The following is a 12743-nucleotide window of genomic DNA, read 5'->3' on the forward strand; positions in this document are numbered from 1 at the left end:
ATGAAACTGCTCCACCGGCGCAGTGTAAGGGGCTGACAGCAAAAATGCCGCCATCAGGCGGCATTAAGCAATATAAGGGCAATTCAGAAAGCGAAAGGCGTGCTACAGGCCCCTCGACCTCACAGGTTAGCGCGTTAGTGCCTGACGCTTCTGCTGCTTGTTATGGCGGTACCAGAAATACCCTACCGACCCGATGAGCACATACGGCACGGCCATCAGGTACAGAATGCCCGAGTTCAGGCCCGAAAAATCGTAGGCCTTTTCTTCACTCGTGCGGCCCGACTCCACGTTGGTTTTGCACATGGCGCACTGAGCCGCCGCCTCGAGCGGTACGAGGCTCAGCACAAGGGCTAAAACGCCCAGCAATACGGCAGCAAACGTCTTCTTCATACTTAAAAGAACACCTACGCGTAGGTTAAGTTTCCCTTGCGGTTTCTTACTGGTAATAAGGCGAAATCATGAGGTACACGATTACCCCGGTTACCGATACATACAGCCAGATAGGAAAGGTCCAGCGGGCAATACGACGGTGTTTGGCAAACTGGTTGGTTAGCGCAAAGTACAGCGTGAACAACACCAGCCCCACAGTCAGGGCAGCCAGCACAATGTGCGTTATCAAAATGAAGTAGTAAACCGTCCGAATCAGGCCTTCGCCACCGAAACGCGTGGTTACAGCCTGCGAGTGGTAAACAACATACGACACCAAAAACACAGCTCCCAGCAGAAAGGCCGAACCCATCATGGCGCGGTGCTGGGCTACCTTTTTCTGCCGAATGAATACATACCCGAGGACGAGTAAAACGGCCGTGAGCGAGTTAAGAACGGCGTTTACCGCCGGCAGGTAGCTCACATCGAGGCCCGCCACGCGGAACACCTGCGGAAAGTAGTACAAGATGGCCACTACCACCGGAATGATGAGGCCCAAAGCCAGCATTCCTATTTTGTAAGCTTGTGGCGTAGCTGGCGCGGCAACGCCAGAGTTATTGGTTGTCATAGGTGTAAAGCAAAACGCGGATTTCGGTGATGAGCCGATCTACTTCGCGCGGGTTCAGGCCGTCGTACAGGCCTCGTACGTGCCCCTCGCGGTCGACGAGCACCAGCCGCTGGCTATGTACCAAACCGGGACCCTGGCTAATGGTTGCCGGTCCGGGTTCCGTTACACGGTAATCCTCGAGTGCCACCCGCCTAATGCTATCCTGTGGGCCCGTTAGAAAAAACCACTTACCTGAAATAGCCCCGTATTGCTCGGCGTAGCGGGCCAGTACTGCCACCGAATCGTGCTGCGGATCGACGGAATATGATACCAGCTTCACGCGCGGTTCGGCCCGGTATTTCTCCTGTACCCGCTGCAATTGCGTGTTCAGCCGCGGACATACCTGCGGGCACGTTGCGAAGAAAAAGCTGGCCACGTACACGCTGCCCTTTAAATCGGCGGGCGCTAAGCGGCGCCCCGATTGGGTAAGGAAGCGTACGGGACTGACCTTGTGAAAAACAGTATCGCGCTGCCACTTACCTCCTACCTGCGTGGAATCCACGTGGCTGGGATAGTAAGTGCGCAGCGCGAAACGGTTAGCACCGAACAGGCTTAGAAAAACAAAAGCCAGAACCGGTACGAGCAGAATAAGGCCCAGAATGAGAACCTGCTTGGGCCGCATCGGCTATTTATAGGCGTTAAAGACTGACTCGCCTACAAAGCTGCCCTCAGAAATCAGGGCAACGAGTAGCCAGATCAACAGTGCCATTGGCACCATAATGGTCCAAATCAGGCCTTTCGTTTCGTGGCGCAAGTGCATAAACTCGGCTACGATAAAGAAGGCTTTGAAGATGGTCAGGATGATGAAGATGCTGTTCCGGAGGGTGCCGGCATCCATAGCAAAAGCCAGCACGAATTCGAAGGCGGTAATGCCAACAATCCAAAGCAGTGCCTTCAAAATAGGCTTGACGTTGGGCTTTCCGTGAACAGCTTCGCCGTGGGCGTTGTAGTCGGTTTCAGGAGCGTGATGAGCCATGAGCAGAAAAGTAAATAGGCCGTTGGGGAGGTAGCAGAAGTTGCGAGAAACGGAGCAGGGCTACCGCTTTTTCCTCCCCGTGCACTAATCAGATGAGGTAGAAGAAGGTGAAAACAAATACCCACACCAAGTCTACGAAGTGCCAGTACAGTCCAATCTTCTCCACCATCTCGTAGTGGCCACGCTTGTGAAAGGTACCGTTAACGGTAGCTATAAACGACCAGACCAGCAGGCAGACACCCGAGAATACGTGCGTTCCGTGGAAACCGGTAATAAAGAAGAACAAGTCGGCGAATAGCACCGGACCGTATTCATTCACCGTGAGATTCGCACCAAACACCGTGCTGCCATCGGCCATTTTCAGGCCATTGTCGCTACCAGTGATGAAGTGAGTCCATTCCCACGCCTGACAACCCAGGAACATTGCGCCGAACAGGATGGTCCACAGCAACCACTTTTGCACATCGTTCTTGTCCATGCGGTGGCCGGCCTCAACTGCCAGCACCATGGTCACCGATGAGAAGATAAGAATCATCGTCATCAGGGCCACGAAAGCCAACGGGATATCTACGCCGTGCAGGCCGGGGAAGGCATTAAACACCTTCTCCGGAATGGGCCAGTAGGCCGTGGAGAAGACGAAATCCTTGGCTTCGCCGACGTAGGCAAGGTGGCGGTGGCGCACCATGCCGTAGGTGGTCAGAAATGCCGCGAATGTGAAAGCATCCGACAGCAAGAAGAACCACATCATCAGCTTGCCATAGCTAGCTTTGAAGGGTTCGTTGCCGCCGTCCCAAGTACCGCTGCGCGGTGCCTCAGCCGTGGCCGCAGTTTGCATTGCCGCGTGTGGAATGGCCATAATGAGCGTGAAAAAAGACGAAACTAGTGGTTCAAAAGTAGGAACAAATACAGGTACAACCAAAGCGCGCCGAGGAAGTGCCAGTAGATTGCGGCGTTGGTCATGGTCATCATCTTGCGGGAATGCACCTGAAAGCGGAGGCTCATCAGAAACACTATCAGCAGGAAAATCAGGCCAGTAACTAAGTGAAAGGCGTGTACGCCCGTCAATACGTACAGGAACGAACCCGACGGATTAGCATCAACGCCACCAAAGAAAATCTTGTTGCGTACCAGTTCGCCCCACACGTTCCACTGCCCTACGAGAAAGGCTCCGCCCAGTGCCACCGTCAGAAACAGGCCAATCTGGAGCCGCTTGAGTTCGTCACGACGTGCCTCAAACCATGCCCACTGCATGCTGGCACTGCTGGCCACAATCAGCACCGTATTCACGAGCAAGCCCGTGGGCAGTGCGTAGTCCAGCCAGTTACCTTCGCCACGGCGCACCACGTAGGCGCTGGTGAAGGCGGCAAACATCATAATAATGCTGACAATCATCAGCCACATCAAGAAGCGCAAAGGGTGAATACCCGAACCTGGCTGCTTGTTGGTAAGCGTTTCAGAGGAGTGCATGGCGGTATGCGTTTTCGGTTAGTCGTTGCCCATTGCCGCTGCTTCCCTCCGCGGCTGGCACCGATTACTATATTTTGTCAAAAACCAAGGCTATCTGCACAATGGGCAGGTACAGGAAGGAACCGAACATGATGCTCATGGCGGCCTTTTTGGTGCAGGTGCGCATTAGGTAAAGCGTTTGCATCAAAAACAGCACGCCGCACACTACTGCTATTAGGGCTGAGGTTTTGCCCGTCATGCCGAATTGCATGGGCAATAAGCTCAACGGAATCAGCAGCAGCGTATACGTCATGATCTGGAATGCCGTGCGTAAATCGCGGCCTCCGGGCGTCGGGAGCATCCGGAAGCCTGCCTTGCGGTAGTCCTCATCTAAAACCCACGCAATGGCCCAGAAGTGCGGAAACTGCCACATAAACTGGATACCAAACAGTATCCAAGCCTCCACACTCAGTACGCCCGTAGCGGCCACCCACCCGATCATGGGCGGCAAAGCCCCGGGAATGGCCCCCACAGCCACGCAGATGGGAGAAATGGTTTTGAGCGGCGTGTAAATGAATCCGTAGAGTACGAGCGAGAGCAACGCCAATGCTGCTGTGAGCGGGTTAAAGTACCACCCGAGCAGCACCAGTCCGGCTATACCGGACACTGCTACAAAAGTCCACGCCTCCGGCACCGACAGCACCCCCTGGGGCATAGGGCGTTTGGCCGTACGCTTCATCAGCTTATCGAGGTCCTTCTCGTAAATTTGATTGATGGTATTGGCCGAACCCGTCACGAGCATACCTCCCAACATGACCAGCAATGCCCCGGTCCAATGCATCGTCCAGCTGAACTCCCGTTGCCCGAGCATAAAGCCAATGGCGGCCGAAAAAGCTACCGTGAGCGACAAACGGAATTTAAGCAGCTGAAAATAAGCCCTGACTTTGGTCATCAATTATCAAACAAACGAGCCGATGCTTAGGCTCCAAAACGGGCCGCAAAGTTACGCAACAACAGTTGGATACGGAGTCGATTGTGCGGTTTTCGCTACTCGCCGAAAGCGAATAAGTGCGAGAAACTGAACGCCGAATAGCAGCGTGCCAAGGGTTAAATGGATTGGCTGAACAGCAGCCGGCATGGCCCAGTAAGCCAATGTAATGCCCGCCAGTATTTCCAAACCAATTACCAGCATGGTAGCACCTGCCAATTGCTGTAGCATGGGGTTATTGGTTTTGAACAGCTGATAACAAGCGTAGGCATTACCAATTAATAACAGCGCCGAAAAGGTGCGATGTACCTTAAACGAGTTACCCAGTTCCGCAATCCATTGTTCGCGGTTCAGGTAATTCATCCCGAAAGCCACCACATCGATTTGTTCTCTAACCTGGGTACCGAGAATGATCTGACCGAAGGAGAGTACCGCCAATACTGCCAGTAAGCCGCTTAGTCTTACTTGGCTGGGCTGCATAGAACGCTGCGAGGCACCCTCTCCCACTGCGTCCTTATCGGTGCGTACCAAAGCCCATATCAGCAGCGCCACGAGTACCAAAGCCAGTGCCATATGAATGGTCACCAGCTCGGGCAACAAGTTGGTAGAAACTACCAGCGAGCCTAGCCATCCTTGAATGCCCACCGTAATGAAGCTGAGGAAAGTCGCCCAAAACACCACTGGGTCGCGTTTCAAGAAAGGCCACGACGTAACTACGGTCGCGAAAATAAAAACTCCGATAAGCGCGCCCAGAACCCGATTGAGGTACTCAATCCAGGTTTTAGTAGCGTTAAAGTCGGTTTCAATGTATTGAGTTGGGTGCGCAAACAGTTCGCGTGCTACCTGCGTGAAGCCCAGCTTTTGCAAGGTCACGGCTACGCGCTGGTTTTTAGCTACCCGTTGCGCCGTATACACCTCCTTGTAGTCAGCCGGCAACTGACTGGCTTCAGTAGGCGGAACCCACTGCCCGAAACACTTTGGCCAGTCGGGACAGCCCATGCCGGAGCCCGTGCTGCGCACGATACCTCCCACCAAAATGAGCAGGTAAACCGCTACAATCGTTAGCGTGGCCGTGAAGCGGAAACGGCCAACAAAAGCAGGTTGTTTCATCTGAAAGTAGAACAACAAAGCCTGTTAAATGTGTACAGAACAGGCAGCAAAAAGAAAGGGAAACCCACTGCGGGTTTCCCTTTCTGCGAGCTAAAAAGCCCGAATTACTCCATTTCCTTTTCGTACGGCAGGTTCGAAGACACTGTCTGCGAGTAAGGCACGTTTTGCGGGATAAAGTCCAGCTCAGCACCTGGCTTGCTGTAGTCGTAGGGCCAACGGTAGACCGATGGAATAGCACCGGGCCAGTTGCCGTGGCCGGGTTCTACTGGGGTCGTCCACTCCAGCGTAGTCGAGTTCCAGGGATTCTCGGTGGCACGACGGCCGCGGTAAATGCTGTAGATGAAGTTGAACAAGAACACGAACTGCGCAAAGAATGCCAGAATAGCAGCCAGCGAAATGAAAGCGTTCAGGTCAGCAAACTGATTGAACATCTCGAAGCCCGTCCAGGCATAGTAGCGGCGGGGGAAGCCGGCAATGCCTACGTAGTGCATCGGCAGGAAGATCAGGTACGCCGACAACATCGTCAACCAGAAGTGTACGTAACCCAGCTTCTCGTCGAGCATCCGACCAAACATCTTCGGGAACCAGTGGTAAACACCGCAGAACAGACCGAAGAAAGCTGACGAACCCATTACCAAGTGGAAGTGAGCTACCACGAAGTAGGTGTTGTGCATCTGAATATCCAGTGCGGCGTTACCGAGGATAATACCGGTCAGACCACCCGAAATAAACAACGACACAAAACCGATGGCAAACAGCATGGCGGTGGTAAAGCGGATGTTACCGCGCCACAGCGTAGCCAGCCAGTTGAACGTTTTCACGGCCGAGGGAACGGCAATGATCAGCGTTAGGAACATAAACACCGACCCGAGGAAGGGGTTCATGCCAGTAATGAACATGTGGTGAGCCCACACGACAAACGACAGCAGCGAGATGCCCAGCAGTGAGCCAATCATGGCACGGTAGCCGAAGATGGGCTTACGAGCATTCGTGGCCATTACTTCGGACACGATACCCATAGCGGGCATGATTACGATGTACACTTCGGGGTGACCCAAGAACCAGAACAAGTGCTGGAACAGTACGGGCGAACCGCCTACGTGGTTCAAAGCCTCACCACCGATGTAGATATCCGAAAGGAAGAAAGAGGTACCGAACGAGCGGTCAAAAATCAGCAGCAATGCGGCCGAAAACAGAACCGGGAACGAGAGTACACCTAGGATAGCCGTTAGGAAGAACGACCAAATGGTAAGTGGCAACTTACCCATCGACATACCAGCGGTACGCAGGTTGATGATGGTGGTAATGTAGTTCAAGCTACCTAGCAGCGACGACACAATAAAGAGTGCCATGGATACCAGCCACATCGTTTGGCCTAGGCCGGAACCGGGAATTGCCTGTGGCAATGCGCTCAGCGGCGGATAAATTGTCCAGCCAGCCGAAGCAGGACCGGTTTCCAGGAACAGCGACAGGAACATCACTACGCTCGACAGGAAGAAGAACCAGTACGAGAGCATGTTCAGGAAACCCGAAGCCATGTCGCGGGCACCAATTTGCAGCGGAATGAGGAAGTTGGAGAACGTACCGCTCAAACCAGCCGTCAGTACGAAGAACACCATGATGGTGCCGTGCATCGTTACTAGGGCTAGGTAGAATTCGGGGTTCAGCTTACCGCCTTCTACCCAACGGCCCAGAATGGGCTCCAACCACTGCAGAGTGGCCTCGGGCCAACCCAACTGTAGACGGAAAATGGTAGAGAGCGTAGCACCAATGAATGCCCAGAAAATACCTGAAATCAGGAATTGCTTGGCAATAACCTTGTGGTCGGTGCTGAAGACGTACTTCGTCAGGAAGTTGCCTTCGTGGTGCTCGTGCTCGTCGTGGTGGTCACCAGTGGCGTGGTGCTGCACGTGCGGAGCTTCCTGCGCATGTGCGTTCGTCGGGATGTTCGTAGCAGCCATCAGAAAAGCTTGCTTTAGTAAGTTACAGTTACAGCGAAGCCTTGGCTTGCGGTGTTGCCGAAGCGGCCGCCGTTGCTTCTTTAACCGACTCGACCTGTTTCTGTTTCAGGTCAGCCAGTACTTCCGGGTTCTGTTCCACGAACGGCTTTTGCTGGGCAACCCAGGCAATGTAGTCGTCCGGTTCGTCAACGATGATGTTGAGCTTCATGGCGAAGTGCCCACGGCCGCAAATCTGGTTACAGGCCAACTCGTAGTTGAAATTCGGGTTGCCAGTCTGGGCCCGCATTTCATCGGTGGTCTTGGTAGGAGTAAACCAGAAACGCGTTGGCATGCCGGGAACAGCGTACATCTGCACGCGGAAGTGCGGCATGTATACGGCGTGCAACACGTCGCGGGCCCGAATCTTCAGTAACACTGGGTGGCCCTTGGGCACGTGAATCTCACCGGTAGTGAAATCGTCCATGTTCTTCTGGTCGGTGAAGTCCATGCCCAATTCGTTGGTAGCGTCGATCAGGCGGAAATTAGCCGCGCCCAGCTGTTGGTCGCGACCGGGGTAGCGAACCAACCAGTTAAACTGCTTGCCCACTACTTCCACCAAAACGGATTCCTTGGGCGCTGGACCAGTAATGTTCGTCCACTGCTTCCAGCCGCCAAAAATCAGACCCGACATCACGATGGCCGGAATGACGGTCCAGATGATTTCAATCTTGTTGTTGTGCGAGAAGAAAAACGCACGGCGGCCTTCGCGGTACTGGTACTTGTAAGAGTACACAAACAAGGCAACCTGGGTAATTACGAACACAATGCCGATTACGAGCATGGTGGTCCAGAACATACGCTCCAAGTGTACCCCGTGAACCGAGGCAACGGGCGGGTTCATCTTGTCCCAGTTTTCCACGAACGAGTAGGCAAAAGCCCCTCCGCCCACAACCAGAAACACCAACATTAGAATGGCGTTGACCCGGTTGCTAAGGCCGATTTCGCGCGTGTAGCTGCCCGAAAAAATGGATGTCAGAACCTGTAGCCGGAACAACAGGCCGAACACGACCAGCAGCAGAACCAGCGCCAAGAGAATACCGAGAGCAATCATTTTGGAGAAGTTAGAAGCGAGAACCTAGAGCTTAGAGCAGCAGCTGAAACCTCCATGGGTTTGCATGTGCTACGCTACTATCTCAGTTCTAAAAATCAGGTGGTGTGGTGCATGCTTTCTTCCACGAACGGGTGGTTCACGGGAATCAGCGAAGCTTGCGAGAGACGCTTGGTCATCAGCGTCAGCCAAGCACCAAGGAAGATAAGTGCCACGCCTATCTCAATCATAAACCCACTGTCGGCCTTAAGCGTTCCGGGCATAATCATTAGATAGAAGTCGAACCAGTGACCGATCAGGATGGCAATGGTCACGAGTTTCAGCATGATCATCTGGCGCTTTGCATCCCGCGTCATAAGAACTAGGAAGGGGAAGACAAAGTTGATGATCAGGTTGAAAAAGAACATCCACGTGTACTTGTCGTTGAAACCGCCCAAGCGCTGGTTGTAGTACACCGATTCCTCGGGGATGTTAGCATACCAGATCAGCATGAATTGCGAAAACCACACGTAGGTCCAGAAGATGCTGAAACCAAACATGAGCTTGCCCAGATCGTGCAAGTGGTCTGCCGTCAGGAAGCGCAGGTAACCGGCTTGCTTGAGGAAGATGGCGCACAGCGTGATGCCGGCAATGCCCGATACCCACCACGAAGCAAAAACGTACCAGCCAAACATAGTCGAGAACCAGTGCGTGTCAATCGACATAACCCAGTCCCAAGCGGCAATCGATGAAGTAACGGCGTAGAACACGAGGAAAAGCGCCGAAACATTGATGCTCTTGTCCCAGAAGCCGGTGCCGCCCATCTGATCTTCTTCCAGCGACAGTTTGCGCAGACGCTCAGAGAAGAACCACCAGATGAACAGGAACACCACCATGCGAATCACGAAGAATGGCAGGTTCAGGAAGCCCGACTTGCCAGCAATGATGGCATCGTAATTCTCCGACTTTGGGTCCATGATACCAGGGGCCGTCCAGTGGAAGATGTCGTGGTTAATCAGGCTGACCCCAAATACAACCAACATGATAACAGCGCCAGGAATCAGCCAAGCGCTGAAGGCTTCTGCAATGCGCTTTACGATAACCGACCAGCCCGCGTAAGCCACGTAGTTGATGGCTACGAAAACGGTACCCACTGCGGCAATACCCGTGAAGAACACGTTGCTGTGCCACAAGCTTACAATGAGGCGCTTCAGCCAAATGGGACTGCCGTGATGCTCTACTGAAGAACCTGCACCAGCAGTATGGTGAGCCCCTTCAGCACCGGCGGCAGCGTGATGCTCAGCTCCTATGCCCAGATAAGATAAGATCAGACCGATGGCCAGCAGAATTACGCCAGCAACCATGAACAAAGTGAACCGGCGGCGAGCCGACGGAGCCAGCTCCAGAAACTCAGCCGTAGCGGTTTCGTGATGATGCGTCGTTGTTGCCATGTTTAGTTCGCCTTGCCGTTACGGGCCTTTTCACCTTGACCCGGCTCCTCCGACATATCAGAGGCCTGCGCTTGGCCGTAAGGTGCTTGAGTTTCCGGATTAGTTTTCTGCGATGATTCCAATTGGTCGTTTACCAGTTCGGGAAGCGCATCAGGACCTTTGCCTTTCTGCAACACCCGTACGTACATGGCAATCTTCCAGCGTTCCTCCGGGTTTACAATCGAGCCATGAGGCATCATGCGGTTCCGGCCCCATTGGATGACGTGGTAGATGTGCCCGTCGTTCATGGTGGCGTAGGTACCGGTGGCATAGTTGGGAACACCCTTGAACTTCTGCCCTACCAGCCCTTGCCCGTCACCCTGCTCCCCGTGGCACGGCGAGCAAACGCGGGTGTACAGCACTTTGCCTTCTTCCAGGTTCTGGCGGGTGTAAGCCAAGGGATTCGACAGCGTCGTTTCCGCAGTAGCTACATCGTCTTTGCCGATGTGGGTGAAGTAGCTGAGCTTACCGCGCGGTACCGTGGCAATAGCAGGTACGCGTTGGTTAATGCCCATCGGGTTAACCGTATTGGCATCTACTTGCTTCAGCGGCTCGTACGGAATGGATTCGTACATCTCCGGCGCGTATTCCAAGCCCGTGTCGTTGGCATCGTTGCAAGCCGTGGCCAGCACCGAAGCAAACAGAACAGCCGAAGCCTGTACGCCGTGTTTGAGGAAAGGCGTCATTATTCTTTGGTCATTTCTTTCTCGTTCACTTCCGATGCCCCGTTGGCACGGAGCAACTGGCCGAGCTGGCCCATGTCGGTACCTTCCTTCAGCTCGATAGCCATAACGAACTTGTCGTCAGTGGCCCGGACATCCATAACCGGTACTTTCCAGCGCGGCCACAGTTTGCTGATCAGGAAAAAGGTAATCATCATGCCGTGGGCCGTGAAGAGTACCGTTAATTCGAAGGAAACCGGGATAAAGGCGGGCAACGAAATGTGCGGCTTACCACCAATAATCATCGGCCAATCGAAGCCCAGCATGTAAATCTGCATCCAGAGCGCAAACGCCAGCCCGCATACGCCATAGAAGAAGGCGGCAATGGGCAAACGGGAGCGTTCGATACCGAGGGCATCATCGATGCCGTGGACCGGATAGGGCGAGAAAACGTCGTAGATTTTTACGCCGGCCGCGCGGATGTTTTCAATGGCGTGCAGCAGCACGTCTTCGTCCTCGAAGATGCCGAGGGCATAACGCTTAGTCATGCTTGTCGTAGTTTACAGGGGCGGAGGCAGGAACACCGGGGGTGCGGTAGGCCGACTGTTGGGACCCCGTATTGGGGCCACCGTAGGTCGGGCCGTTATCGACACCGTACTTGAGGATGGTTTTAACTTCGGCCATGTTCACCACGGGGAAGAACTTAGCGAAGAGCAGGAACAGGGTGAAGAACAAGCCCAACGTACCTACATAGATGCCGATATCGATAATCGACGGCGAGAACATCACCCAGCTCGAAGGCAGGTAGTCGCGGTGCAGCGAGGTTACGATAATCACGAAACGCTCGAACCACATACCGATGTTCACAATGATCGACAAGATGAACGTGGCCGGAATGCTGTAGCGAATGCGGCGGAACCACACCAGCTGGGGCGAAATAACGTTGCAGGTCATCATCGACGCGTAAGCCCACCAGTACGGACCGGTAGCCCGGTTGATGAAGGCATACTGCTCAAACTCTACCTGCGAGTACCAGGCGATGAAGAACTCCGTGATGTAGGCCACGCCCACGATGGAGCCCGTAATCATCATGATTTTGTTCATCAGCGCGATATGCTCGAGCGTGATGTAGTCTTCCAGCTTGAATACCACGCGGGTGATGAGCATCAGCGTGAGTACCATGGCGAAACCGGAGAAGATAGCACCGGCAACGAAGTAAGGCGGGAAGATGGTAGTGTGCCAGCCCGGTACAACCGAGGTAGCGAAGTCCATTGATACAATGGTGTGTACCGAGAGTACCAGCGGCGTAGAAACACCAGCCAGAATCAGCGAAACCGTTTCGTAGCGCGACCAGTGCTTGGCACCACCCTTCCAGCCGAAGCTGAGCAGAGCGTAAGCGCGGCGAGCAATGGGGCCTTTAGCACGGTCGCGGATGGTAGCGAAGTCTGGGATCAGACCGGTGTACCAGAATACCAACGATACCGAGAAGTAAGTCGAAATAGCGAATACGTCCCAGAGCAGCGGCGAATTGAAGTTCACCCACAACGAACCGAAGGTATTCTGAAAGGGCAATACCCAGAAGGCCAACCACGGACGCCCCATGTGCAACACCGGGAACATGGCAGCACAGATTACGGCGAAGATGGTCATGGCTTCAGCCGCACGGTTAATGGAGCTGCGCCACTTTTGGCGGAACAGCAGCAATACCGCCGAAATCAGCGTGCCTGCGTGACCGATACCTACCCACCACACGAAGTTTGTGATGTCCCAGGCCCAGCCGACTGTTTTGTTCAGGCCCCATTCCCCGATACCGTACCACAGGGTGCGGTACACGGAATAGAAGAAAATGCCCAAGAAGAACAGGGACACGGCCAGCGCGGCCATCCAGCGGATGTTCGGCTTGGCCTCCACCTGGCGGCACACGTCTTGGGTGACGTCGTGGTACGTTTTACCATTCGTTACGAGTGGTATGCGTACAGGCGAAACGTGCTGCATATGTTTTATGGTAAAG

14 protein-coding genes are annotated in these 12743 nt (G+C 54.1%); all 14 read right to left on the bottom strand.

The window, feature by feature from the left end; all coding sequences use genetic code 11:
- Positions 1–126: 126 nt before the first annotated feature.
- The 14 genes from ABD903_RS03760 to nrfD all read right to left on the bottom strand — a co-directional run bounded on the left by ABD903_RS03760 (position 127) and on the right by nrfD (position 12727).
- Positions 127–390, bottom strand: a complete 264-nt coding sequence (locus ABD903_RS03760; RefSeq protein ID WP_345221534.1) for a hypothetical protein — start codon at positions 388–390, stop codon at positions 127–129.
- Between the two features lie 46 nt (positions 391–436).
- Positions 437–994, bottom strand: a complete 558-nt coding sequence (locus tag ABD903_RS03765; RefSeq protein ID WP_345221536.1) for a DUF420 domain-containing protein — start codon at positions 992–994, stop codon at positions 437–439.
- The gene (locus ABD903_RS03770; protein ID WP_345221538.1) at positions 981–1655 is read right to left on the bottom strand and encodes an SCO family protein; all 675 of its coding nucleotides are present in this window, start codon (positions 1653–1655) and stop codon (positions 981–983) included. Before ABD903_RS03770 ends, ABD903_RS03765 begins: the two co-directional genes overlap by 14 nt.
- 3 nt (positions 1656–1658) lie before the next feature.
- Positions 1659–2009 carry a cytochrome C oxidase subunit IV family protein gene (locus ABD903_RS03775; protein WP_345221540.1) on the bottom strand — a complete coding sequence of 117 codons (351 nt, stop codon included), beginning with the start codon at positions 2007–2009 and terminating at the stop codon, positions 1659–1661.
- 88 nt (positions 2010–2097) lie between these two features.
- On the bottom strand, positions 2098–2844 hold the full coding sequence (locus tag ABD903_RS03780) for a cytochrome c oxidase subunit 3 (RefSeq protein WP_345223078.1): 747 nt from the start codon (positions 2842–2844) through the stop codon (positions 2098–2100).
- A 44-nt stretch (positions 2845–2888) separates the two neighbouring features.
- Positions 2889–3476 carry a cytochrome c oxidase subunit 3 gene (locus tag ABD903_RS03785; protein ID WP_345221542.1) on the bottom strand — a complete coding sequence of 196 codons (588 nt, stop codon included), beginning with the start codon at positions 3474–3476 and terminating at the stop codon, positions 2889–2891.
- Between the two features lie 67 nt (positions 3477–3543).
- The gene (gene cyoE / locus ABD903_RS03790; protein WP_345221543.1) at positions 3544–4407 is read right to left on the bottom strand and encodes a heme o synthase; all 864 of its coding nucleotides are present in this window, start codon (positions 4405–4407) and stop codon (positions 3544–3546) included.
- A 51-nt stretch (positions 4408–4458) separates the two neighbouring features.
- Positions 4459–5553, bottom strand: coding sequence for a COX15/CtaA family protein (locus tag ABD903_RS03795; RefSeq protein WP_345221545.1), 1095 nt, complete (start codon positions 5551–5553; stop codon positions 4459–4461).
- A 104-nt stretch (positions 5554–5657) separates the two neighbouring features.
- Positions 5658–7514 carry a cytochrome c oxidase subunit I gene (locus tag ABD903_RS03800; protein ID WP_345221547.1) on the bottom strand — a complete coding sequence of 619 codons (1857 nt, stop codon included), beginning with the start codon at positions 7512–7514 and terminating at the stop codon, positions 5658–5660.
- Positions 7515–7542: 28 nt separating this feature from the next.
- The gene (locus tag ABD903_RS03805) at positions 7543–8604 is read right to left on the bottom strand and encodes a cytochrome c oxidase subunit II (protein ID WP_345221548.1); all 1062 of its coding nucleotides are present in this window, start codon (positions 8602–8604) and stop codon (positions 7543–7545) included.
- Positions 8605–8699: 95 nt separating this feature from the next.
- The gene (locus ABD903_RS03810) at positions 8700–10031 is read right to left on the bottom strand and encodes a quinol:cytochrome C oxidoreductase (protein ID WP_345221550.1); all 1332 of its coding nucleotides are present in this window, start codon (positions 10029–10031) and stop codon (positions 8700–8702) included.
- 2 nt (positions 10032–10033) lie between these two features.
- On the bottom strand, positions 10034–10756 hold the full coding sequence (locus tag ABD903_RS03815; RefSeq protein WP_345221552.1) for a c-type cytochrome: 723 nt from the start codon (positions 10754–10756) through the stop codon (positions 10034–10036).
- The gene (locus ABD903_RS03820; protein ID WP_345221554.1) at positions 10756–11280 is read right to left on the bottom strand and encodes a DUF3341 domain-containing protein; all 525 of its coding nucleotides are present in this window, start codon (positions 11278–11280) and stop codon (positions 10756–10758) included. The genes ABD903_RS03815 and ABD903_RS03820 overlap by 1 nt, the downstream gene beginning before the upstream one ends.
- On the bottom strand, positions 11273–12727 hold the full coding sequence (gene nrfD / locus ABD903_RS03825) for an NrfD/PsrC family molybdoenzyme membrane anchor subunit (protein ID WP_345221556.1): 1455 nt from the start codon (positions 12725–12727) through the stop codon (positions 11273–11275). The genes ABD903_RS03820 and nrfD overlap by 8 nt, the downstream gene beginning before the upstream one ends.
- Positions 12728–12743: the final 16 nt, after the last annotated feature.

It is taken from the genome of Hymenobacter koreensis (genome assembly GCF_039541855.1).
GTDB classification, from domain to species: domain Bacteria; phylum Bacteroidota; class Bacteroidia; order Cytophagales; family Hymenobacteraceae; genus Solirubrum; species Solirubrum koreensis.

Bases quoted from the DNA above. Each gene is read 5' to 3' on its own strand.
- cyoE (WP_345221543.1), bottom strand. From the start codon at position 4,407: ATGACCAAAGTCAGGGCTTATTTTCAGCTGCTTAAATTCCGTTTGTCG.
- ABD903_RS03810 (WP_345221550.1), bottom strand. From the start codon at position 10,031: ATGGCAACAACGACGCATCATCACGAAACCGCTACGGCTGAGTTTCTG.
- ABD903_RS03780 (WP_345223078.1), bottom strand. From the start codon at position 2,844: ATGCAAACTGCGGCCACGGCTGAGGCACCGCGCAGCGGTACTTGGGAC.
- ABD903_RS03815 (WP_345221552.1), bottom strand. From the start codon at position 10,756: ATGACGCCTTTCCTCAAACACGGCGTACAGGCTTCGGCTGTTCTGTTT.
- ABD903_RS03820 (WP_345221554.1), bottom strand. From the start codon at position 11,280: ATGACTAAGCGTTATGCCCTCGGCATCTTCGAGGACGAAGACGTGCTG.
- ABD903_RS03805 (WP_345221548.1), bottom strand. From the start codon at position 8,604: ATGATTGCTCTCGGTATTCTCTTGGCGCTGGTTCTGCTGCTGGTCGTG.
- ABD903_RS03760 (WP_345221534.1), bottom strand. From the start codon at position 390: ATGAAGAAGACGTTTGCTGCCGTATTGCTGGGCGTTTTAGCCCTTGTG.
- ABD903_RS03800 (WP_345221547.1), bottom strand. From the start codon at position 7,514: ATGGCTGCTACGAACATCCCGACGAACGCACATGCGCAGGAAGCTCCG.
- ABD903_RS03785 (WP_345221542.1), bottom strand. From the start codon at position 3,476: ATGCACTCCTCTGAAACGCTTACCAACAAGCAGCCAGGTTCGGGTATT.
- ABD903_RS03795 (WP_345221545.1), bottom strand. From the start codon at position 5,553: ATGAAACAACCTGCTTTTGTTGGCCGTTTCCGCTTCACGGCCACGCTA.
- ABD903_RS03770 (WP_345221538.1), bottom strand. From the start codon at position 1,655: ATGCGGCCCAAGCAGGTTCTCATTCTGGGCCTTATTCTGCTCGTACCG.
- ABD903_RS03775 (WP_345221540.1), bottom strand. From the start codon at position 2,009: ATGGCTCATCACGCTCCTGAAACCGACTACAACGCCCACGGCGAAGCT.
- nrfD (WP_345221556.1), bottom strand. From the start codon at position 12,727: ATGCAGCACGTTTCGCCTGTACGCATACCACTCGTAACGAATGGTAAA.
- ABD903_RS03765 (WP_345221536.1), bottom strand. From the start codon at position 994: ATGACAACCAATAACTCTGGCGTTGCCGCGCCAGCTACGCCACAAGCT.